This is a genomic window from Achromobacter sp. NCFB-sbj8-Ac1-l (assembly GCF_052695805.1).
The window spans coordinates 1,897,333-1,917,583 of record NZ_CP199812.1 but is presented as its reverse complement, the minus strand read 5'-3'; the positions used below and the strand labels follow the sequence as shown (position 1 = coordinate 1,917,583).

The following is a 20,251-nucleotide window of genomic DNA, read 5'->3' as shown; positions in this document are numbered from 1 at the left end:
CCGCAGGACGAGATTTACGTATGAAATGGCTGATACCCGGGATCTGGCTCGCCGCCATCCTGTTCGCGCACTTCCGTGGCCGCGTCAAGCTGCCGCTGGGCCGGCAATTGCTGGATCACTCGGTGTTGCTCGCGCCCGTCAATGCCTTCATGGTGCTGGCGTCCCGCGTGCCGTCCACGCCCTACCTGACCACCAGCGAGATCGCCGAGCTCAAGGTGCTGGACGACAACTGGGAAACCATTCGCGACGAAGCCGTGCAGATGGCCGAGCTGCGCCGCATCAAGGCGGCCGACAGCCACAACGACATCGGCTTCAATTCGTTCTTCAAGTACGGCTGGAAGCGCTTCTACCTGAAGTGGTATGACGCGCGCCACCCGTCGGCCGAAGAACTGTGCCCCAAGACGGTGGCGATCCTGAAGACGCTGCCCAAGGTCAAGGCGGCCATGTTCGCCGAGCTGCCGCCGGGCGGCCAGCTGAACCCGCACCGCGACCCGTTCGCGGGCTCGCTGCGCTACCACCTGGGCCTGGTGACGCCCAACGACGACGGCTGCCACATCATCGTCGACGGCGAACAGTACAGCTGGCGCGACGGCGAAAGCGTGGTGTTCGACGAAACCTACGTCCACGAAGCCTACAACCGCACCGACCAGAACCGCATCATCCTGTTCTGCGACGTCGAGCGCCCGCTGAAATGGCGTTGGGCCGAAGCCTTCAACCGCTGGTTCGGCCGGGTGGTGATGTCGGCGGCCAGCTCGCCCAACGACGGCGGCGACCAGACCGGCGCCATCAACAAGCTGACCCACGCGCACTGGGTCATCGACCAGAAGCGCAAGGCCTTCAAGGCCTGGAACCGCACGGTGTACAAGGCCACCAAGTATGGCCTGATCGCGCTGGTGATCGTGGGCTTCATCGCGCTGTAACGCGCCCCGCGCCTGATACGACGGCGGGCCGTTCGGCCCGCCGCGCCTTCCCTTCCTACCCCGCGTCGCGGTCCGGCAGCGTCAGCAAGCCGGTGTGGTAGTCGTAGCCGTAGATTTCACCGTAGCGGCCCCACTCCACCGCGATCTTCAGCACGCGCTCGGCTTCGTCGGGCTTGAGGAATTCTTCCAGCGAATCCAGGAAGTTCTTTTCCGGCAGCGCGCCGGCCGGTTCCTGTTCCAGGCTGTGGCGGATGTGCGCGGCCAGCGGCACGTGCGCCAGCAACTGGCGCCCGAAGATGATCTGCTTCTGCCCCTGGTCGGCATGCACGTAGCGCTGGCCCAGCGGCGTCAGGAAGATGTCGCCCTTGTCGATCTGCGCCAGCCCGAACAGCCCCAGCGCTTCGCAGGCCGGCAGCAGGTCGTCGTCGGAAATCTCGGCTTCCTCGGCCAGCTTGGGCAGGTCGGCGCGGCCGTTGAAGGGCGCTTCGGCCAGCACGTCCAGCACGCCTTCCATGCGCTCGACCTCGGTCTGCGGGAAGCGGTAGCCCAGGCCTTGCTGGCGCGGGGTGGGCACGTCGTGGGCCGGACGCTGGGTCATCAGCGCGTAGACCTCGTCGATCAGCGCGCGCACCTGCGGCGAATCGGCGTTACGCGGCCGCGGCAGGCCGATCTGGACCTGGCTGCGGATGCGGCCGGGATCGCTGGAGAAGATGATGATGCGGTCGGCCATCATGACCGCTTCTTCGATGTTGTGCGAGACGATCAGGATGCCCTTGGTGGAGATGCGGCTTTCGTCCCACAGCTCGAGCATGTCGTCGCGCAGGGTTTCACCGGTCAGCACGTCCAGCGCCGAGAAGGCTTCGTCCATCAGCAGCACGTCGGGGTTCATGACCAGGGCGCGGGCGATGCCCACCCGCTGGCGCATGCCGCCGGACAGTTCGCGCGGCAAGGCGCCGCCGAACCCGCCCAGGCCCATCAGGTCCAGCACGGCATCGGCGCGCTTGGCGCGTTCGGCCGGCGCCACGCCCTGGGCTTCCAGGCCCAGTTCGACGTTCTGCTGGGCGGTCAGCCAGGGAAACAGCGCAAACGACTGGAACACCATGGCGATGCCGGACGCCGGGCCATACACGGGCTGGCCGCGGTAGGTGACGGTGCCCTGGTCGGCGTTGACCAGCCCCGCCATGATGCGCAGGAGCGTTGATTTGCCCGAGCCGGACTTGCCCAGCAGGGCGACGATTTCGCCTTCGCGCAGGGTGAAGTCCACGTGCTCCAGCACGTTGCGGGCGGTGCCGTCCGCGGCGCGGAACGACTTGCCGACGTCGTGCAGTTCGATCAGGAGATGGGTGTTCATCAGGACTCCTATCGGCCGCGGTCTTCGGCCAGCAAATACAGTTTTCGCCAGAAAAACCGGTTCAACAGCATGACGAAGATGCTCATGACCCCGATGCCGAGCGCGATGCGATGGAAGTCGCCCTGCTCGGTCATCTGCTTGATGTAGCTGCCCAGGCCATCGGCGACCAGCGAGGTATTGCCCCAGGACACGTATTCGGCCACGATGCTGGCGTTCCAGGACCCGCCGCTGGCCGTGATGGCGCCGGTGATGAAGCTGGGAAACACTGCCGGCAGGTACACCCGGCGCCACAGCAGCCAGCCCTTCAGGCCCAGGTTGCTGGCCGCCAGCCGCAATTCGTTGGGAATGGTCGACGCACCCGCCACCACGTTGAACAGGATGTACCACTGGGTGCCGAAGATGATCAGCGGGCTGAGCCAGATGTTGGGGTTCAGTTTCAACGCCACCATCACGAACACCACGGCCGGGAACAGCAGGTTGACCGGGAACGCCGCCAGGAACTGGGCCACGGCCTGCACCCGCTGCGAATACTTGGGCCGCAGGCCGATCCAGACGGCAATGGGCACCCAGATGGCCGAGGCCAGGCCGATCAGCACCATCACCCGCACCAGCGTGATGCCGCCCAGGCCGACCACGTGCAGCACTTCGGCCCAGCCCACTTCCGCGTGCACGAAGACCACCAGCTTGTAGGTGGCCAGCAGCGCGCCGGCAGCCAGCAGGGAATCCCAGATGCGGGTCCAGCGCGGGTCCGGCGCCTTGGCGCGGGCGCGGATCGAGGTGCCGTCGTACGACACGCTGAACCAGCCCAGCGCGCGGCGCATGCGGGCCCAGAACAGGTTGGACAGGGCCTGCATCCAGCGGCTGCGGCGGGTCCAGTCCAGCAGCCAGGACTGCTGGGCGACGTCGGCCTGCGATTCCTCGAAGCGGAACTTGTCGGCCCAGGCCAGCAGCGGGCGGAAGAACAGCTGGTCGTAGAGCAGGATGCCGGCCATCATGGCGCCGATGGCCCAGGCGATGGCGCGGCCGTTCTCGGCGTCGATGGCCACGGCGATGTACGAACCGATCCCGGGCAGCTTGATGTCCTGCCCGGCCACCGAAATGGCTTCGGCCGCGACCAGGAAGAACCAGCCACCGGACATGGACATCATCATGTTCCAGAGCAGGCCCGGGGTGGCGTAGGGCAATTCCAGCCGCCAGAAGCGCTGCCAGCCCGACAGCCGGAAGACGCGGGCGGCCTCGTTCAGTTCGGCCGGCACCGTGCGCATGGACTGGTACAGGCTGAACGCCATGTTCCAGGCCTGCGAGGTAAAGATGGCGAAGATCGCCGCGCATTCGACCCCCAGCAGGTTGCCGGGGAACAAGGCGATGAACGGGGCGATGGCGATGGCCTGAAAGCCCAGGATGGGCACCGATTGCAGGATGTCCAGCATCGGGATCATCGCTTTTTCAGCCGTGCGGTACTTGGCGGCGATGGCCGCGAAGACAAAGCTGAACAGCAGCGAAAAAGCCAGCGCCGTGAACATGCGCAGGATGGTGCGCAACAGGTAGTACGGCAGGTAGATCGGGTCCAGCGAGATGGGCAGTTCTTCGCCGACGGCGAAGGGGCGGCTCATCTGCGAGGCGCCGTAGGCCATGGCGGCCAGCACCACCAGGACCAGGGGCAGCAGCGCCCAGTCCCAGCGGTTGGGCGAGGAGCGGGACGACGAGGACGGGCGGGTCCGGGTGCTGAAAAGCTCGAACATGTCGGCAATGCTCCAGGGAGCGGCGGGGAAAGGCCCGCGCATTGAAGCATAACCAGATGACGTGTCTCTGAACGGAAAACGACTGAAATCTGTCTGTAATACGGGACGGCTCGCGCCGTCCCGCCGTCAGCGTTGCAGGGACTCCCAGCTTTTCATCAGTCGCTTGACCGACACAGGCATGGGCGTGCGCAATTCCTGCGCAAACAGCGCCACCCGCAGCTCTTCGAGCAGCCAGCGGAACTCGTCCAGGCGCGGGTCGGGCGCCCCCTTCAGGGCCGAGCGGGCCCGCTGGTACTGGGTGAGCAGCGGCGCCATTTCGGCCACCAGCTTGGCATCCCGCCCCGGGTCGGCGCGCAGCTTGTCGATGCGCGCCACCGCCGCCTTCAGGTAGCGCGGGTAATGGGACAACTGGGCGTAGGGCGTGTCGCGGATGAACCACTTGGGCATCAGCGCCCCCAACTGCTGCTGCAGGTCGGCGTAGGCGGACGCGTGCGGCTTGGCCTGCGGCAGCTTGCGCTGCAGGGCCGCGTATTCCGTCAGCACCGTGCCGGCCAGGCGCGCGACTTCCTGGGCCAACAGGCCCAGGCGGCCCTTGCCTTCGGCCCGGCGGGCCTCGAACTGCTGCTCGTTGACCGGCCAGGGCTCGGCCAGGCAGGCCTGGCCCAGGGCGCAGTCGATGATCTGGTCGCGCAGTTCTTCCTGCGTACCCAGCGTCATGTAGAGCATGCTGATCTTGGTGAGGTCGGCCAGGTTCTTTTCCAGGAACTTGACCTGCTCGCGCAGGCCGAGCCGGAACAGCTTGAGCAGGCCGGCGCGGTGGGCCTTGCGGGCCTCGTCCGGGTCGTCGAACACGTCCAGGTCGCAATGCGCGCCCCGATCGACCAGCGCCGGATAGCCGATGACCGACTGGCCGCGGCGCTTGATCTCGAGGATCTCCGGCAGCGGGCCGAACGACCAGGAGGTCAGGTTTTCATGCGCCAGCGCCTGGGCCACCTGGGTGTCGCTGGCGGCCAGTTGCTGGAAGGTGGCCTGGGCCTGCTTGCCGAATTCGGCGCGCAGCTGGGCCAGGTTGCGGCCGGCGGACAACATGCGGCCGTGTTCGTCGACCACCCGGAAGTTCATGAACAGGTGGGCCGGCAGGGTTTCCAGCTTGAAATCAGCCACGGCCGGGCGCACCTGCACCTGGTCCCACATGTCGGCGATCAGGGCGTCGACCAGGCCCATCTGGGGATCGGCCATGCGCTCGAACCAGCGGTCATAGAAACCGGCGGCGTAATCAGGCAGCGGCACGCAGTGGCGCCGCAGCTTCTGCGGCAGCGACTTGAGCAGCAGGTGCGCCTTTTCCTTGAGCATGCCGGGCACCAGCCATTCGCAGCGCGCCGGGTCGATCTGGTTCAGGGCGAACAGCGGCACCGACAGCGTCACGCCGTCGCGCGGCGAGCCGGGTTCGAAGTGATAGTCCAGCGCCATCGACACGCCCTGCCACTCGACCTTCTTGGGAAAGACGTCGGTAGTGACACCGGCGGCCTCGTGCCGCATGAGTTCGTCGCGCGTCAGCATCAGCTTGGCGGCCGCGGCCTTGTCCAGGCCGCCCACCCACTTTTCCAGCGTGGCGGTCTGCGAGATGTCGGCCGGCAGCTGGCGGTCGTAGAAGGCGTAGATCAGCTCGTCGTCGACCAGGATGTCCGGGCGGCGGGTCTGGTGTTCGAGCTTTTCGATGCCGGCGATCAGCTTGCGGTTGTGGGCCACGAAGGCCAGGCGCGTGTCGATCTCGCCCGGCACCAGGGCCTGGCGGATGAACAGTTCGCGCGCCTCGCGCGGATGCACGCGGCCGTACTGGATGCGCCGGCCGGTGTAGATGGTCAGGCCATACAGCGTGGCGCGTTCGTTGGCCACCACCTGGCCGGCCTTCTTTTCCCAGCGCGGGTCGGACCAGTTCTTGCGGATCAGGTGGGCGCCCACCTTTTCCAGCCAGACCGGGTCGATGCGGGCCACGCAACGCGCATACAGGCGGGTGGTCTCGACCAGTTCGGCGGCCACGATCCAGCGCCCGGCCTTCTTGACCAGGCGCGAGCCGGGGTGGATATGGAAGCGGATGTCGCGGGCGCCCTGGTAATGGCCGCCCTCGTCGCTCTTGAAACCGATGTTGCCGAGCAGGCCCGACAGCAGCGCCAGGTGCAGTTGCTCGTAGGTGGCTTCGATTTGATTGACGCGCCAGCCCTGCTCGCCCACCAGGGCGGCCAGCTGGGTGTGGACGTCGTGCCATTCGCGCAACCGGATCGGCGACAGGAAGTTCTGCCGCAACAGACCCACCAGCTTGCGCTGCGAGGCCTTGTGCTGGACCTGTTCGCCGTACCAGCGCCACAGCTTCAGGAAGGAAATGAATTCGGACTTGTCGTCGGCGAACTTGGCGTGCGCGGCCTCGGCGGCCTCGCGTTCCTGCATGGGGCGGTCGCGCGCGTCCTGCACCGACAGGGCCGAGGCGATGATCAGCATTTCGGCCAGGCATTGCTGTTCGCGCGCGGCCAGGATCATGCGCCCGATGCGCGGGTCGACCGGCAGCTTGGCCAGTTCGTGGCCCGTCTGGGTCAGCACGAACGAGGCGCCGGTGCGGGTGGCGTCGGTATCGTCGTCGGCCGAGGCCAGCTCGATGGCGCCCAGTTCCTGCAGCAGGTGGTAGCCGTCGGCCACCGCGCGCCCAGGCGGCGCCTCGACGAAGGGGAACTGCTCGATGTCGTCCAGCTTGAGCGACTTCATCCGCAGGATGACCGAGGCCAGCGACGAGCGCAGCACTTCGGGGTCGGTGAAGGCGGCCCGCGCGTTGAAGTCGGCTTCGTCGTAGAGCCGGATGCAGACGCCCGGACCCACGCGGCCGCAACGACCGGCGCGCTGGTTGGCCGAAGCCCGGCTGATGGGCTCGATGCGCAGCTGCTCGACCTTGTTGCGCCACGAATAGCGCTTGATGCGGGCCAGGCCGCTGTCGACCACGAAGCGGATGCCGGGCACCGTCAGCGAGGTTTCGGCCACGTTGGTGGCCAGCACGATGCGCCGAGCATTGCCGCGCGGATGGAAGATCTGTTCCTGTTCGGCCTGCGACAGGCGCGCGTACAGCGGCAGCACCTCGGTGCCGGCCGGGTGGCGTTTGCGCAGGGCCTCGGCCGATTCGCGGATCTCGCGTTCGCCGGGCAGGAACACCAGCACGTCGCCCGGGCCGTGGCGGGCGCACTCGTCCACTGCGTCGACGATGGCGTCGATCAGGTCGCGCTCTTCGTCGCCGGACATGCGTTCGCGGTCGCGCCCGGCCTTGGCGGGCGCTTCGTCTTCGGCGGGTTCTTCCCGCACCGGGCGGTAGCGCAGTTCAACCGGGTACAGGCGGCCCGAGACCTCGATGACCGGCGCGGGCTTGTCTTCGGACGCCGCGAAATGGCGGGCAAAACGTTCAGCGTCGATGGTGGCCGACGTGATGATGATCTTCAGGTCCGGGCGCCGCGGCAGCAACTGCTTCAGGTAGCCCAGCAGGAAGTCGATGTTCAGGCTGCGCTCGTGCGCCTCGTCGATGATGATCGTGTCGTAGCGGCGCAAAAGCGGGTCGCGCTGCGACTCGGCCAGCAGGATGCCGTCCGTCATCAGCTTGATGGACGCGTTGGGGCCGGTGCGGTCGTTGAAACGCACCTGGTAGCCCACCACCTCGCCCATCGGCGTATTCAGCTCTTCGGCGATGCGCTTGGCCACGGATGTCGCGGCCAGCCGGCGCGGCTGGGTGTGGCCGATCATCTTCTGGCGGCCGCGGCCCAGTTCCAGGCAGATCTTGGGCAGCTGGGTGGTCTTGCCCGAGCCGGTCTCGCCGCTGACGATCACCACCTGGTGGTTGGCGATGGCGCGCGCGATCTCCTGGCGCCGCGCGCTGACGGGCAGGTCTTCGGGGTAGGAAACGACCGGAATGGGCCGTTCGGGGCGGGGCGCCCGGCGCTCGGCCTGGGCCGCGCCGTCGGCCCGCGGTTTTCCGGGGGCACGGGTCGACCCGTCAGCCGCTACAGGCGGCCGCGGGCGGGAAGATTCTGGCATGTACGATTTGTCCGGTTAGCTGTCTATTATATAAACGCCCCGCGGCCATATAATTTCGGCACGCCGCCCTCGCGACGGCGCGTTGACGCGGCCCCTGCCGCGTTGTTGCCACTCTCAGGAATTGCCCCATCCATCATGCCCGACCTGGAACCAGACACTGTCTCCGCCCTTGAAGCCCCTGAATTCGCCCCTGCCCAGTTCGTCCGATGGTTCCGAGATGTGGCGCCCTATGTGCATGCGTTCCGAGGCAAGACCTTCGTGGTGGCGTTTGGCGGTGAATTGGTGCAGGCCGGCGCGCTGAACGCGCTGGTCCAGGACTTGTCGCTGCTGTCCTCGCTGGGCATCCGGCTGGTGCTGGTGCACGGCTCGCGCCCCCAGGTCAACGAACAGCTGCGCCTGAAGGGCTTCACCCAGCAATTCGACCGTGGCCTGGCACCCACCGACGCCGCCGCGCTGGAATGCGCCAAGGAAGCCGCCGGCGAGATCCGCCTGGACATCGAAGCCGCCTTCAGCCAGGGCCTGCCCAACACGCCGATGTCGCACGCGCACATCCGCGTCATTTCGGGCAATTTCGTCACCGCCCGCCCCACCGGCGTGCTCGAAGGCGTCGACTACAAGCACACCGGCCAGGTGCGCAAGATCGACGTCGACGCGCTGAAGTTCGCCATCGAAAAGGGCTCGTCGGTCGTGCTGCTGTCGCCGCTGGGCTTCTCGCCCACGGGCGACGCCTTCAACCTGGCCATGGAAGACCTGGCCACCAGCGTGGCCGTGGCGCTGCGCGCCGAAAAACTGATCTTCCTGTCCAGCGGCCAAGGCGTGCTGAACGAAGACGGCACCGTGGACACCGAACTGGCCCGCGTGGACGCCGACGGCCTGTTGGCCGCCGGCTCGCTGGACGAAGAAACCGGCGCCTACCTGCAATATGCATCACTGGCGGTCAAGCGCGGCGTCGCCCGCGCCCACCTGGTGCCCTTCGCGCTGGACGGCAGCGTGCTGCTCGAGATCTTCACCCACGACGGCGTGGGCACCATGGTGGTCGAAGACACCCTGGATGACCTGCGCCCGGCCACCATCGACGATGTCGGCGCCATCCTCAGCCTGATCGAGCCCCTGGAAGCCGACGGCACGCTGGTGCCGCGCCCCCGCAGCGTGGTCGAGCGCGACGTCGAGAACTTCACCGTGCTCGAGCACGACGGCGTGATCTACGGCTGCGCGGCCTTGCACACGTTCGCCGACGAGCAGATGGCCGAAATGGCCTGCCTGATCGTGCACCCCGAATGGCAAGGCTCGGGCGAAGGCGAAATCCTGCTGCGGCACATGGAATCGCGCGCCCGCGCCACCGGGGCCAAGCGCCTGTTCGTGCTGACCACCCGCACCTCGCACTGGTTCATGAAGCGCGGTTTCGTGCAGGGCGGCATCACCGATCTGCCGCGCGAAAAGCAGAACCACTACAACCGTTCGCGCAACAGCCTGGTGTTCATCAAGAAGCTGTAACGCCCGGCCCTACCCGCAGGGGCCGAAGGGGCTTGGCGCCGTCCGCGCGCCAAGCCCGCTAAAATGGCCCATTACTTATTCTTTCCGGCAGCGAACCATGGCCCGTATCGTCAACTGTGTGAAATTGAAGCGTGAAGCCGAAGGGCTGGATTTTCCGCCCTACCCCGGCGAACTCGGCACCCGTATCTGGCAGAGCATTTCCAAGGAAGCTTGGGAAGAGTGGAAGCAGGTGCAGACGCGCCTGGTCAACGAAAACCGCCTGAACCTGGCCGACGCCCGCGCCCGCAAGTACCTGCAGCAGCAGATGGAACGCTTCCTGTTCGAAGACGGCAGCGTCGAAGCCCAGGGCTACGTCCCGCCCTCGGCCTGAATCCGGCGCCGCCTCTCGCGGCAAGCCTGTGAAGCCCCTCGCCCGCGAGGGGCTTCGCGTTTTGGCGGCCCGCCCCGCCCCGCACTGGCCTTAAGATTCCGATATCGCAGGCCGTATTAATGCTGTCATGAACGAAGAACCGAGTTCCGTCGCCACGCCCGACCTGCCCCCGGCCATCCGGCGTGCGTTGGGTATCGCCCCCGACCGCAAGCGCGGCACGCTCGACGACGTGCGGCATGTCGTCATCCTGATGCAGGAAAACCGGTCCTTCGACCACTATTTCGGCGCGCTGCCGGGCGTGCGCGGGCTGGCCGACCCGCATCGGGTGCCCACGGCCAGCGGCAACGTACTGACCCAGGTCCACGGCCGCCAGACCCTGCGCCCCTACGCGCTGCACGCCGACTACGCCAGCCACACGCCGGTGGGCTACATCACCCCGCATACCTGGGACGACGCCCAGCGCGCCTGGAACGATGGCCGCATGGACCAATGGCTGGCCGCCAAGAGCCGCCTGGGCCTGGGCGCCTACCGCCCCGACGAGGTGCCGTTCCAGACCGCGCTGGCCAACGCCTTCACCGTGTGCGATGCCTACCACTGCGCGATTCATGCTGGCACCAATCCGAACCGGCTGTTCCTGTGGACCGGCACCAACGACCCGCTGGGGCGCGCGGGCGGCCCCGCGCTGGTCAACACGTTCGACCGCCTGGGCCCGGCCGACCAGGGCTACGGCTGGACGACCTACCCCGAACGCCTGCAGGCCGCCGGCATCGACTGGCGCATCTACCAGGACATGGCGGACAACTTCCACGACAATCCGCTGGCGGGCTTTCGGCAGTACCGCCGCCAGCACGCCAGCGCGGCCGCGCAGGCCCCGTTGCGCGACCGCGCCCTGTCGACCCATACCCTGGACGACCTGGCCCGCGACGTGGACCAGGGGACGCTGCCGCAGGTGTCGTGGATCATCGCCCCCACCGCCGATTCCGAGCACCCGGAAGTCTCGTCACCCCGCCAGGGCGGCGCCTACACCGAACGGGTGCTGGATATCCTGACGCGCAACCCTGCCGTCTGGAGCGGCTGCGTGTTCCTGGTCACCTACGACGAAAACGACTGCTTTTTCGACCACATGCCGCCGCCTGCGCCGCCGGCCCGCCCCCTGGGCGGCCGGGCAGGCAGCCACTCGGGCGGCTTGTCGACGGTGGAACTGGACGGCGAATACCACGACGCCCGCCATGGCCCCAGCGCCGGTACCCCGGACGATCCTCCCGCCCTGCACGGCCGCGCCTTCGGCATGGGCCCGCGCGTGCCGATGCTGGTGGTGTCGCCCTGGAGCCGGGGCGGCTGGGTCAATTCGCAGGTGTTCGACCATACGTCGGTGATCCGCTTCCTGGAGGCCCGCTTCGGCGTGCCCGAACCCAATATCAGCGCCTGGCGCCGCGCCGTGGCGGGTGACCTGACGTCGGCCTTCGACTTCGCGGGCGACCGCGGTTCGCTGCACGCCGACAGCATCCGCCACGCCTGCGCCCTGCCCTACGCGCTGGAGGCCGTGGGCCGCATGACGGCCGACGGCGAACACTATCGCCTGACCTTCCGCAACCCAGGCACTGCCGGTGCCGTGCTGCACGTGTACGACCGCCTGGCATTGGACCGCGCCCCACGCCGCTACACCCTCGGCGCCGGCGCGCGCCTGGACGACGGCTGGCGCCTGGACGCGCAGGGCGCCTACGATCTCTGGCTGCTGGGTCCGGACGGCTTTCACCGCCAGTTCCGCGGCGACGCTCGCGATGCCGGCCTGCTGGAAGCGCAGCTGGTGCCGGTCAGTTCGGGGCTGCGCCTGCGCCTGATCAACCACGGCGACACCCCCCATCCAGCCATGATCGAATCGCACATGGGCGACGGCTGGCGCGCCATGGTCCACGTGCAGGCCGGGGGCTCGCTGGAGCTGAAATATGCCGGGTGCGAAGGCTGGTACGACCTGGAAGTCACCGCGCAGGCGCTGTCCGCCTTCGGCCGCCGCCTGGCCGGACGGATCAACGCGGGCAAGTCCGGCGTGCCCGACCCGCGGCTGTGCCAGGGCGCGGCGCTGCCGTCGGCGGCCGCTGCCAGCCTGTAGGCTCAACGCCCCCGAATAAAAAAACCCCAAGACGCCAGCGCGCTTGGGGTTTTCTGTTGCCTCACCGGCATGCGGCTGGATGCCGCCGCGGATCAGGAATCCTGCGATTCGGCGGGCGTGTCTTCTTCGCCGCGCGCCAGGCGCTCGGTGTTCTTCACGCCCGTGTGGCGCACGTCGGCGCCCTTGACCATGTAGATCACGCGTTCGGACATGTTCTTGGCATGGTCGCCAATGCGCTCGAGCGCGCGGGCGATGAAGATCATGTCGATGGCGCGCGAGATGGTGCGCGGGTCTTCGATCATGTAGGTGATCAGGTGGCGCAGCGCGCCCTTCCATTCCTTGTCGACTTCCTTGTCGCTGCGCACCACGGCGGCAGCCAGGATCGGGTCGAGGCGGGCAAAGGCGTCCAGGGCCTGGTGCAGCATGGTGCGCACGTTGGAGGCCATGTGGCGCAATTCGATCACCGGAATGTGCGGCATGTCGGCTTCGTGGATACGGCGGGCCACGGTGGCCACTTTCTCGGCCTCGTCGCCCGAGCGTTCCATGTCGGTCAGCATCTTGGACACGGCCATCAGCATGCGCAGGTCGATGGCGGTGGGCTGGTGGCGGGCCAGGATGCGGCTGATGCTTTCGTCGATCTCCACTTCGTGGCGATTGACTTCCTTTTCGCGCTCGCGCACCTTTTCAACCAGCGTCAGATCGCCGCTGGCCAGCGCGTCGATGGCCTCCTGGATCATGGCTTCGACCACGCCGCCCATTTGCAAGAACTGCGAACGGACGCTTTCCAGATCAGCGTCGAACTGCTTGTTTGTATGCTCCGTCATCCGGGCTCCCTGCGTGGTTGATCTCATTGCATTGCCCCGATATGAAAGAGTTTCTCGAGATGGGCCTGCACAACCGGCAAGGTTATGACCCAAGTGTGACAGGATTATGAATCGCGGCCCCGCCCCCGGCAAGCGCACGGGCGCGGGGCCGGCGGCCGGGGCCTCAGGCGCGGCGGTCCAGGCGGCGGATGCCGTCTTGCGTGGCCAGCAGCGCCACGTCGGCGCCGGCGATGGCGAACAGGCCGCAGGTCACGACACCGGCCAGGTTGTTGACGCGGGCTTCCAGGCCCGGCGCGTCGGTGATCGACAGGCCGGCCACGTCCAGGATGACATTGCCGTTATCGGTGACGAAACCCTCGCGCAGGCGCGGCTGGCCGCCCAGCGCAACCATGGCGCGGGCCACGGCTTCACGCGCCATGGGTATGACTTCGATCGGCAGCGGGAACTTGCCCAGCACCTGCACCAGCTTGGATTCGTCGACGATGCAGACAAAGCGCTCGGCCACCGAGGCCACGATCTTTTCGCGCGTCTGCGCGCCGCCGCCGCCCTTGATCATGTGCAGGTTGGCGTCGATTTCGTCGGCGCCATCCACATACAGGGGCATGGAGGTCACGTCGTTCAGGTCCAGCACCTTCAGGCCATGGCCCGCCAGGCGCGCCGCGCTGCGCTCGGAACTGGCGACCGTGCCCCCGATACGGCCCTTGAAGCGCGCCAGGCCGTCAATGAAGAGATCGGCCGTGGAGCCGGTGCCCACGCCGATGATGACATCGGGGCCGGCGACCTGTTCAACGAGTTCCAGGGCCGCGTCGGCGGCTTGCTGCTTGAGTTCTTGCTGGGTGAGCATGGCAGGAAAAAATGCGGTTCAGGTGAGTAGAGCGGGGAAATTTAGCATGCGGCCGCGGCCGGCCAGGCGCGCGCCAGGATCTCCGCGACATCGGTGCCCCCTTCCAGCTCGCCGAAGACGCCGCCCAGGGCCCCGAGCCGGTTGACGACAAAGCCCTGCGCCACGGCCTGTGGCGTGTGCCGGATCAGCAGGGCGGCCTGCCACAACCGCGCCAGTCCGCAAGCGATGCGGCGGGCCTGGAACTCGGCCTGCGCCGGGTCCGCCAGCAGCCCGCGCCAGGCCGCCAGCGCGGCATCGAATTCGCGGTACTGGCCGGTGGCGGGCGCGAGTTCGCTTTCGAGCGCCGGCAACGCCTCGGGTTCGCGCTGCAAGGCCCGCAGCACGTCCAGTGCCATCACGTTGCCCGAGCCTTCCCAGATGGAATTGACCGGGGTTTCGCGGTACAGGCGCGGCATCGGCCCCTCTTCGACGTAGCCGTTGCCGCCCCAGGCTTCCATGCATTCGGCGACCGCCGCGATCGCCCGCTTGCATACCCACAGCTTGGCGGCCGGCGTGCCCACCCGCGCCAAGGCGCGCGCGCCGGCGTCGCCGCGTTCGTCCACCGCTCGCGCCAACCGCAACGCCAGCGCCTGCGCGGCCTCGGATTCCAGCGCCAGGTCGGCCAGCACATTGCGCATCAGTGGCTGCGCCAGCAGCGGCTTGCCGAAAGCCTGGCGATGGCCCGCGTGGTGCAGCGACTGCACCACGGCCTGGCGCAGCAGCGCGGCGCTGCCCAGCACGCAATCGAGCCGGGTGGTGGCCGCCATTTCCAGCAGCACCGCCAGCCCGCGGCCGGGTTCGCCCACCATGGCGCCCCAGGCGTCCTCGAATTCGACCTCGGCGCTGGCATTGCTGTGATTGCCCAGCTTGTCCTTCAGGCGCCGGATGCGGACGGCATTGCGCGGGCCGCCCGGTATCCAGCGCGGCACGAAAAAGCAGCTGAGGCCCGCATCCGTCTGGGCCAGCACCAGGTGGGCGTCGGCCTGCGGCACCGAGAAGAACCATTTATGCCCCACGATGCGATACGCGCAGCCACGGCCGGCCGGGCCCAGGGGTTCGGCCCGCGTGGTGACGGCACGCAGATCCGACCCGCCCTGCTTCTCGGTCAGTCCCATCCCGATCAAGGCGCCGCGCTTGCCGGCCAGCGGCGCGTCGGCGCCATCGAATTCGCGCGAGAACAGCACCGGCAGCCAGTCGCCGCCGTAATCGACCACGCCGGCCGGTTCGCGCTGCAGCAGCGGCACGGCGGCGAAGGTCATGGTGGTGGGGCACAGCGTGCCGGCCTCGACCTGGCCCTGCATCAGGTAAGCCGCCGCGCGCGCCACCTGGGCGCCAGGCACCGGCTGCGCCCAGGCCCGGCTATGCAGGCCGCGTGCGGCGATACCGCTCATCAGCAGTTGCCAGGCCGGATGGAATTCCACATGGTCGATGCGGTGGCCGCCGCGGTCGTAGGCCAGCAGCCGCGGCGGGCAGCGGTTGGCCTCGGCACCCGCGGCCAGCGTCTGGGCGCGGCCCAGCCAGGCCCCATGCGCGGCCAGGTCGCCAGCCCAGGCCCCGGCGCCCTCGCGAACGAGGGCCTCGCGCAAGGCCAGGTCGGTCTCGTACAACGAATAGTCTTCCAGGGGCGGAACCTGGTTCAGAACGGTATGGGTCGCGAACGAAGTCATGCTGGCTCCCGGCGATGCGTTGATGCGCCGCGCGTGACGGGCGCGCGGCGTTGCCCTGCCCGGCGCGCCCCAGCCTATCGGGCGATGGGCGCCACCCGCTGCCACGGCCGCAGGGCTTCGACCTGGGCAGCCAATTCCAGCAGCCAGGCCTCGCTGCCCAGCGGGCCCATGACCTGGATGCCGATGGGCAGGCCGTCGGCGGACAGGCCGAAGGGAATGGAAATGGCCGGCATGCCGGTCAGGTTGGCCAAAGGCGCAAACGGCGAATAGCCGATCACGCCCTTCTTGCCCAGACGGTAGGCCAGGTAGTCGGCGTTGTCCATGGCGTAGCGGCCGATGGGCGCGGGCAACTGGGCCAGCACGGGTGACAGGAACAGGTCGTGGCCCTGCGCGCCCTCGCGATGCAGGAAGCGACCGATGCGCCGCGTGATCTCGTGGCAGGTATCCACGCAGGCCACGTACTGCGCGCCCGAAATGGCGCGCGCATACTCGCGCGCCCCCAGCGTGGTCGGCTGCAGCTCGTCGGCGGCCAGCCGGCGGTTGCGGACGGCGACGAAACTGTCGATGGCGTTGGCCGCGGCGCTGGCGATCAGGGGCAGCATGGGCGACAGCACTTCTTCCGATCCCACGGGCGGCGCGGCCGTGACGAGTTCATGGCCCAGGCCGGCGAAGAAGCGGGCTGCCTCTTCGACCGCGGCCGCGACTTCAGGGTCGATCGCCGCGCCTTCGTAGGTGGTGCTGAGATAGGCGATGCGGCGGCGCGGCGCGCCGTGCGGGTCGGCAGCCACGCGCGAGACGATGTCCAGGTAGGTGTGCAGCGGCTTGGCAGGCGACGCATACGGCGCGCCCACGTCAGCCCCGGCGCTGATATCGAGCGAGGCGGCGCAATCGCGCACCGACAGGGTCATCATGTGTTCGGTGGCCAGGCCGCCCCAGCCTTCGCCCTTGAGCGGACCCAGCGGCATCATGCCGCGCGAGGGTTTCAGGCCCAGCACGCCGCAACACGACGCCGGAATGCGGATGGAGCCGCCGCCGTCGCTGCCGTGCGCAATGCGCACCATGCCGCTGGCCAGCGCCGCGCCCGCGCCGCCGCTGGAGCCGCCGGCGCTGTGTCCGGTCTTCCAGGGGTTCTGGGTGGGCGCGCCGTAGACCGGCGATTCGGTGGTGGGGCTCAAGCCGAGTTCAGCGCTGGTGGTACGGCCGAACGGAATGAGGCCGGCGCGGCGGTAGCGCTTGACGATGTTGGCGTCGACCGACCATTCGACCTTGCCATACAGCACCGACCCCATCGTGCTGGGCAGGCCCAGCGCGGCGGTGCCCAGGTCCTTGAGCAAGGTAGGCACGCCCAGGAAGGGGCGTTCGCGCAGCAGCGCCAGTCGTTGCGGGGAAGTCAGGCTGGCCAATTCCTGGTCGAGCGACTTGGCCAGGTCCAGCCCCAGTTCGGCCTGCACTCCGCAGGCGGCGTTGATCGTGGGGTTGCGCGCCGCCACCCTTTCCACGGCTTGCTGCATCGCGGCAAGCGCTGTCGTGGCCCCCTGGGCGATATCGGCGCCCAGCGCCATCGCGTCGAAGGAAGAGGAATCAAGTCGGTCAGCGGTGCCCATGCTTACGATGCTCCAGATATCGACGGCGAATTGCCGCAATGATGAGGATATCGACAGACCGCCCCGGTCACAAGCGCGGACGGGGCCGGATCGGGCAGCCGCGGGCCGCGCGCTGCGTTTGCGGACGAAGTCGGACCCGTTGCGCCCGACTTGCGGAATCAGTTCGCGGCGGGTGGCGGGGGGACGCCGTCGGTCTCGGCGTCGCCCGCCGCTTCGGCATCCGCGTCGTCGCTACCTTCGCTACCCAGCAGGCGCAGCGCATCCGCTTCCGGCAGCGCCTCGACGCTTTTCAGGTTGCGCAGCATGGCGCGGGTGCGCACTTCGGTCTGACCGATCTTGCTGCTGGCGGTGTCCAGCGTCTTCTTGACGCCGGCCAGCGCATCGCCGAACTTGCCGAATTCCGTCTTGACCGCGCGCAGCACCTGCCAGACCTCGGACGAACGCTGCTCGATGGCCAGCGTGCGAAAGCCCATCTGCAGACTGTTGAGCAGCGCGGCCAGGTTGCTGGGCCCGGCGACGTTGATGCGCAGGTCATGCAGGCGATCCAGCAACCCCGGGCGCCGCAGCACTTCGGCATACAGGCTTTCGGTGGGCAGGAACATGATGGCGAAATCGGTGGTGTGCGGCGGCGCCACGTACTTGGACGCGATCAGGCGCGCCTGCACCTCGACCGCCTTGCCCAGCGCGGCGCCCGCGGCCTTGACTCCCTCGACGTCGGCGGCGTCCTGCGCATCCATCAGGCGTTCGTATTCTTCCTTGGGAAACTTGGCATCGATGGGCAGCCAGACCGGCGCGCCGCCGTCGCCGCGGCCCGGCAGGCGGATGGCGAATTCCACCACCGCGTCGCTGCCCGGCACCGGCTTGATGTTGCTGGCGTACTGCTCGGGCGTCATGTTGTCTTCGATCAGCCGCGCCAGCTGCACTTCGCCCCACGTGCCGCGCGACTTGACGTTGGTCAGCACCCGCTTGAGGTCGCCCACGCCGGCGGCCAGTGCCTGCATTTCGCCCAGGCCCTTGTGCACGGCTTCCAGGCGGTCGGACACCTGCTTGAACGACTCGCCCAGGCGCTGTTCCAGGGTGGCATGGAGCTTTTCGTCCACCGTGCGACGCATCTCATCGAGCTTGGTACTGTTGTCTGCCTGCAACGCTTGCAGGCGCTCGTCTACCGTCGTGCGCACTTCCATCAGGCGACGCTCGTTGATCTGGATCAGCCCCTGCAATTGCTCACTGAAACCCGTGGCGAAACGGCCCAGGGACTCGGCCGATTCGGCGCGGGCGGCCTGGGCGTCGCGGGTCAGCGCGGCGCGCAGGTCGCCGTGGGATTGCGCCAATTCCTGGCGCAGCGCGCGGGTGGATTCCGCAAATTCGGTGCGCAAGCCGCGCTGGCCCTCGGCAATATCGGCGCGCAGGGCCCGTTCGGTGCGCTCCAGGCCGTCCAGCAGCGCATCCAGCCTGACATCGTGGCTGGGACGCGACAGCCACGCCATCAGCGCGGCCAGGCTGGCCAGCACCGCGCCGCCGGCGGCAATCCAAAGCAGAACGTCATTCGACAAGGCAAACCCCTACGCCGCGCCCACGGCGGCCGTCCGAAATTATAGGGCCGCATCCCTGTTGCTGTAGCTATCCGAAACGACTTGGCGGGCGCCCCGCAAGACCAATGGCAAGCAAGAGCATTAAACTGTTAACAACATATATAAGAACCTTAAAAAGAGTTGAATACCGCTGATCTTCCCCCATCCTGTCCGGCCGCCGTCGACTTCGGCTCCGTCTTCGGTCCATTGAACCTCAATGACGAGACGCCCGTCGCCATCGGCGGCGACCGACACATCTTCCAGCATCCCCATGCCCCTTCGCTGCTGGTGAAGGTGATGGACATGCAGGCGCGCGCCGTCTACCTGGACGCGCGTCCCTTCAAGCGTTGGTACAAGCAATACCAGCGTGAAAGCGCCTACCGCGTCTACCTGAACGAAATCACGGAATACGTCACCACCACCACCCGACCGTCGGGCGTGTGGCAGGTGCCGATGGCCCGCATCCTGGGCGTGGCCCAGACCACGCTGGGCCTGGGCCTGCTGGTCGAAAAGATCACCGACGGCCAGGGCAATATCGCCCCCACGGTGGCCGACCTGGCCCGCCAGGGCAAGATGGATGCGGATCTGTCCGCGCAACTGGACGAATTCATCGAAGACCTGGCCGATGCCCACGTCGTGCTGCACGATCTGTCGGCCAGCAACATCGCCTGTGGCCAGAATGCGGACGGCAAGTCGGGGCTGTTCCTGATCGACGGCTTCGGCGTGCTGCCGCTGGTGCCGGTGTATGCCTGGAGCAAGCGGCTGAACCGCAAGCGCATCCAGCGCAAATACGCCGACATGCGCGCCGCCATGGCACGGCGGGCTCGTGAAGCCGCCTTGCGGGCGGCCAGCCAGGATCAATCGCAAGCGCAGGCCTGACGGCCCCTCTCGAACCGTCCGGCGCCGGGAGGCGCCCGCCGTTCAGGGCGCGTGCGGCAGCAACGCCCCCTCCCGATCCACCCATTGATAGTCGCGCCCCGCCACCTGCCCCCGGCGCAACGGGTTGCGGGTGCAGAAGGCCGCATAGGCCGGGTCGACGTAGCGGTATTCCAGGTGTTCGTCGCGCCCCGGCGGAATGCCCAACCGGGTGGTGCTGATCAGCGCCGGCGGCGCCTCGCCCACGTCTTCCACATAGAGCGCGTGCGGATCGAAACGGCGCGCGTCCCAGTCCGGCACTTTCAGGCCCAGCGCCCGGCACAGCAGCGTCTGGCCCGCACACAGCCTGGCGAGCGGCCGCGGCTGTCCTTGGGCATCGGGGTTCAACCGCTGCATGCGGGCCAGCGCGTCGGGGCCGGACAGCGCGTCGGTCCAGGGGTAGGCGGACTTGATCAGCACGGCGTTGCCGGGCCCCGCCGCGCTGAAATTGAGCGAGTCGCCCCCACGCGCGTAGTACATATAGACCACGCCCCCGTCCATGAACAGGGCACGGCGCTTGTGCGTGTAGCCCAGCGACGCATGGCTGCCTTTTTCTTCCAGGTAATAGGCTTCGGTCTCGATGATGCGGGCCGACAGCCACAGGTCGCCGACGCGGTGGCGCACCACCTTGCCCAGCAGGTCGCGCGCAAGCGTGCGGGCGTCACGATTGAAAAAGGCATCGGGCAGCGCGTTGCCCGCGCGGCGCGATGCCTGGTTGGCCGGGGTGGCCACGGC

Annotated in this window: 14 protein-coding genes; 5 read left to right on the top strand and 9 right to left on the bottom strand. The window is 68.0% G+C overall.

The window, feature by feature from the left end; all coding sequences use genetic code 11:
• The first annotated feature begins 20 nt into the window (after window positions 1-20).
• Window positions 21-920, top strand: coding sequence for a lipid A hydroxylase LpxO (gene lpxO / locus ACUDP5_RS08845; RefSeq protein ID WP_445658576.1), 900 nt, complete (start codon window positions 21-23; stop codon window positions 918-920).
• 55 nt (window positions 921-975) lie between these two features.
• Here lpxO and ACUDP5_RS08840 read toward each other — a convergent pair whose 3' ends face one another.
• The 3 genes from ACUDP5_RS08840 to hrpA form a co-directional block, all read right to left on the bottom strand.
• Window positions 976-2,271 (bottom strand): ABC transporter ATP-binding protein, encoded by a 1,296-nt coding sequence (locus ACUDP5_RS08840; protein WP_445658575.1) that lies wholly within the window; start codon window positions 2,269-2,271, stop codon window positions 976-978.
• Window positions 2,272-2,279: 8 nt separating this feature from the next.
• On the bottom strand, window positions 2,280-4,013 hold the full coding sequence (locus ACUDP5_RS08835) for an ABC transporter permease (RefSeq protein WP_263915548.1): 1,734 nt from the start codon (window positions 4,011-4,013) through the stop codon (window positions 2,280-2,282).
• A gap of 126 nt (window positions 4,014-4,139) precedes the next feature.
• Entirely contained in the window at window positions 4,140-8,078 is a 3,939-nt protein-coding gene (hrpA, locus tag ACUDP5_RS08830) for an ATP-dependent RNA helicase HrpA (RefSeq protein WP_445658574.1), read from the bottom strand.
• Window positions 8,079-8,213: 135 nt separating this feature from the next.
• On the opposite strand from hrpA, the gene argA reads away from it, so the two are divergent.
• The 3 genes from argA (at window position 8,214) to ACUDP5_RS08815 (ending at window position 12,052) form a co-directional block, all read left to right on the top strand.
• Window positions 8,214-9,572, top strand: a complete 1,359-nt coding sequence (gene argA / locus ACUDP5_RS08825; protein WP_175194648.1) for an amino-acid N-acetyltransferase — start codon at window positions 8,214-8,216, stop codon at window positions 9,570-9,572.
• Between the two features lie 97 nt (window positions 9,573-9,669).
• A complete protein-coding gene (locus ACUDP5_RS08820; RefSeq protein ID WP_263915546.1) occupies window positions 9,670-9,942 on the top strand; it encodes an oxidative damage protection protein in 273 nt (90 codons plus the stop codon).
• Window positions 9,943-10,069: 127 nt separating this feature from the next.
• Entirely contained in the window at window positions 10,070-12,052 is a 1,983-nt protein-coding gene (locus ACUDP5_RS08815) for a phosphocholine-specific phospholipase C (RefSeq protein WP_445658573.1), read from the top strand.
• A gap of 92 nt (window positions 12,053-12,144) precedes the next feature.
• Here ACUDP5_RS08815 and phoU read toward each other — a convergent pair whose 3' ends face one another.
• The 5 genes from phoU to rmuC form a co-directional block, all read right to left on the bottom strand.
• A complete protein-coding gene (gene phoU, locus ACUDP5_RS08810) occupies window positions 12,145-12,876 on the bottom strand; it encodes a phosphate signaling complex protein PhoU (protein ID WP_025141156.1) in 732 nt (243 codons plus the stop codon).
• Window positions 12,877-13,039: 163 nt separating this feature from the next.
• On the bottom strand, window positions 13,040-13,720 hold the full coding sequence (rpiA, locus tag ACUDP5_RS08805) for a ribose-5-phosphate isomerase RpiA (RefSeq protein WP_263915544.1): 681 nt from the start codon (window positions 13,718-13,720) through the stop codon (window positions 13,040-13,042).
• A 41-nt stretch (window positions 13,721-13,761) separates the two neighbouring features.
• A complete protein-coding gene (locus ACUDP5_RS08800; RefSeq protein WP_445658572.1) occupies window positions 13,762-15,426 on the bottom strand; it encodes an isovaleryl-CoA dehydrogenase in 1,665 nt (554 codons plus the stop codon).
• Between the two features lie 74 nt (window positions 15,427-15,500).
• Window positions 15,501-17,030: an amidase gene (locus tag ACUDP5_RS08795; protein ID WP_445658571.1), complete on the bottom strand. Its 1,530-nt coding sequence runs from the start codon at window positions 17,028-17,030 to the stop codon at window positions 15,501-15,503.
• Between the two features lie 158 nt (window positions 17,031-17,188).
• A complete protein-coding gene (rmuC, locus tag ACUDP5_RS08790) occupies window positions 17,189-18,583 on the bottom strand; it encodes a DNA recombination protein RmuC (RefSeq protein WP_263915540.1) in 1,395 nt (464 codons plus the stop codon).
• Between the two features lie 159 nt (window positions 18,584-18,742).
• Between rmuC and ACUDP5_RS08785 the strand changes: the two genes are divergently transcribed.
• The gene (locus ACUDP5_RS08785; protein WP_263915538.1) at window positions 18,743-19,480 is read left to right on the top strand and encodes a PhoP regulatory network YrbL family protein; all 738 of its coding nucleotides are present in this window, start codon (window positions 18,743-18,745) and stop codon (window positions 19,478-19,480) included.
• 42 nt (window positions 19,481-19,522) lie between these two features.
• On the opposite strand, the gene ACUDP5_RS08780 is transcribed toward ACUDP5_RS08785, so the two are convergent.
• Complete coding sequence (locus ACUDP5_RS08780) at window positions 19,523-20,248, bottom strand: DNA-3-methyladenine glycosylase (RefSeq protein WP_445658570.1); 726 nt, start codon at window positions 20,246-20,248, stop codon at window positions 19,523-19,525.
• Window positions 20,249-20,251 lie beyond the last annotated feature (3 nt).

Coding starts and splice junctions, on each gene's coding strand:
- lpxO (WP_445658576.1), top strand. CDS start 21: ATGAAATGGCTGATACCCGGGATCTGGCTCGCCGCCATCCTGTTCGCG.
- ACUDP5_RS08840 (WP_445658575.1), bottom strand. CDS start 2,271: ATGAACACCCATCTCCTGATCGAACTGCACGACGTCGGCAAGTCGTTC.
- ACUDP5_RS08835 (WP_263915548.1), bottom strand. CDS start 4,013: ATGTTCGAGCTTTTCAGCACCCGGACCCGCCCGTCCTCGTCGTCCCGC.
- hrpA (WP_445658574.1), bottom strand. CDS start 8,078: ATGCCAGAATCTTCCCGCCCGCGGCCGCCTGTAGCGGCTGACGGGTCG.
- argA (WP_175194648.1), top strand. CDS start 8,214: ATGCCCGACCTGGAACCAGACACTGTCTCCGCCCTTGAAGCCCCTGAA.
- ACUDP5_RS08820 (WP_263915546.1), top strand. CDS start 9,670: ATGGCCCGTATCGTCAACTGTGTGAAATTGAAGCGTGAAGCCGAAGGG.
- ACUDP5_RS08815 (WP_445658573.1), top strand. CDS start 10,070: ATGAACGAAGAACCGAGTTCCGTCGCCACGCCCGACCTGCCCCCGGCC.
- phoU (WP_025141156.1), bottom strand. CDS start 12,876: ATGACGGAGCATACAAACAAGCAGTTCGACGCTGATCTGGAAAGCGTC.
- rpiA (WP_263915544.1), bottom strand. CDS start 13,720: ATGCTCACCCAGCAAGAACTCAAGCAGCAAGCCGCCGACGCGGCCCTG.
- ACUDP5_RS08800 (WP_445658572.1), bottom strand. CDS start 15,426: ATGACTTCGTTCGCGACCCATACCGTTCTGAACCAGGTTCCGCCCCTG.
- ACUDP5_RS08795 (WP_445658571.1), bottom strand. CDS start 17,030: ATGGGCACCGCTGACCGACTTGATTCCTCTTCCTTCGACGCGATGGCG.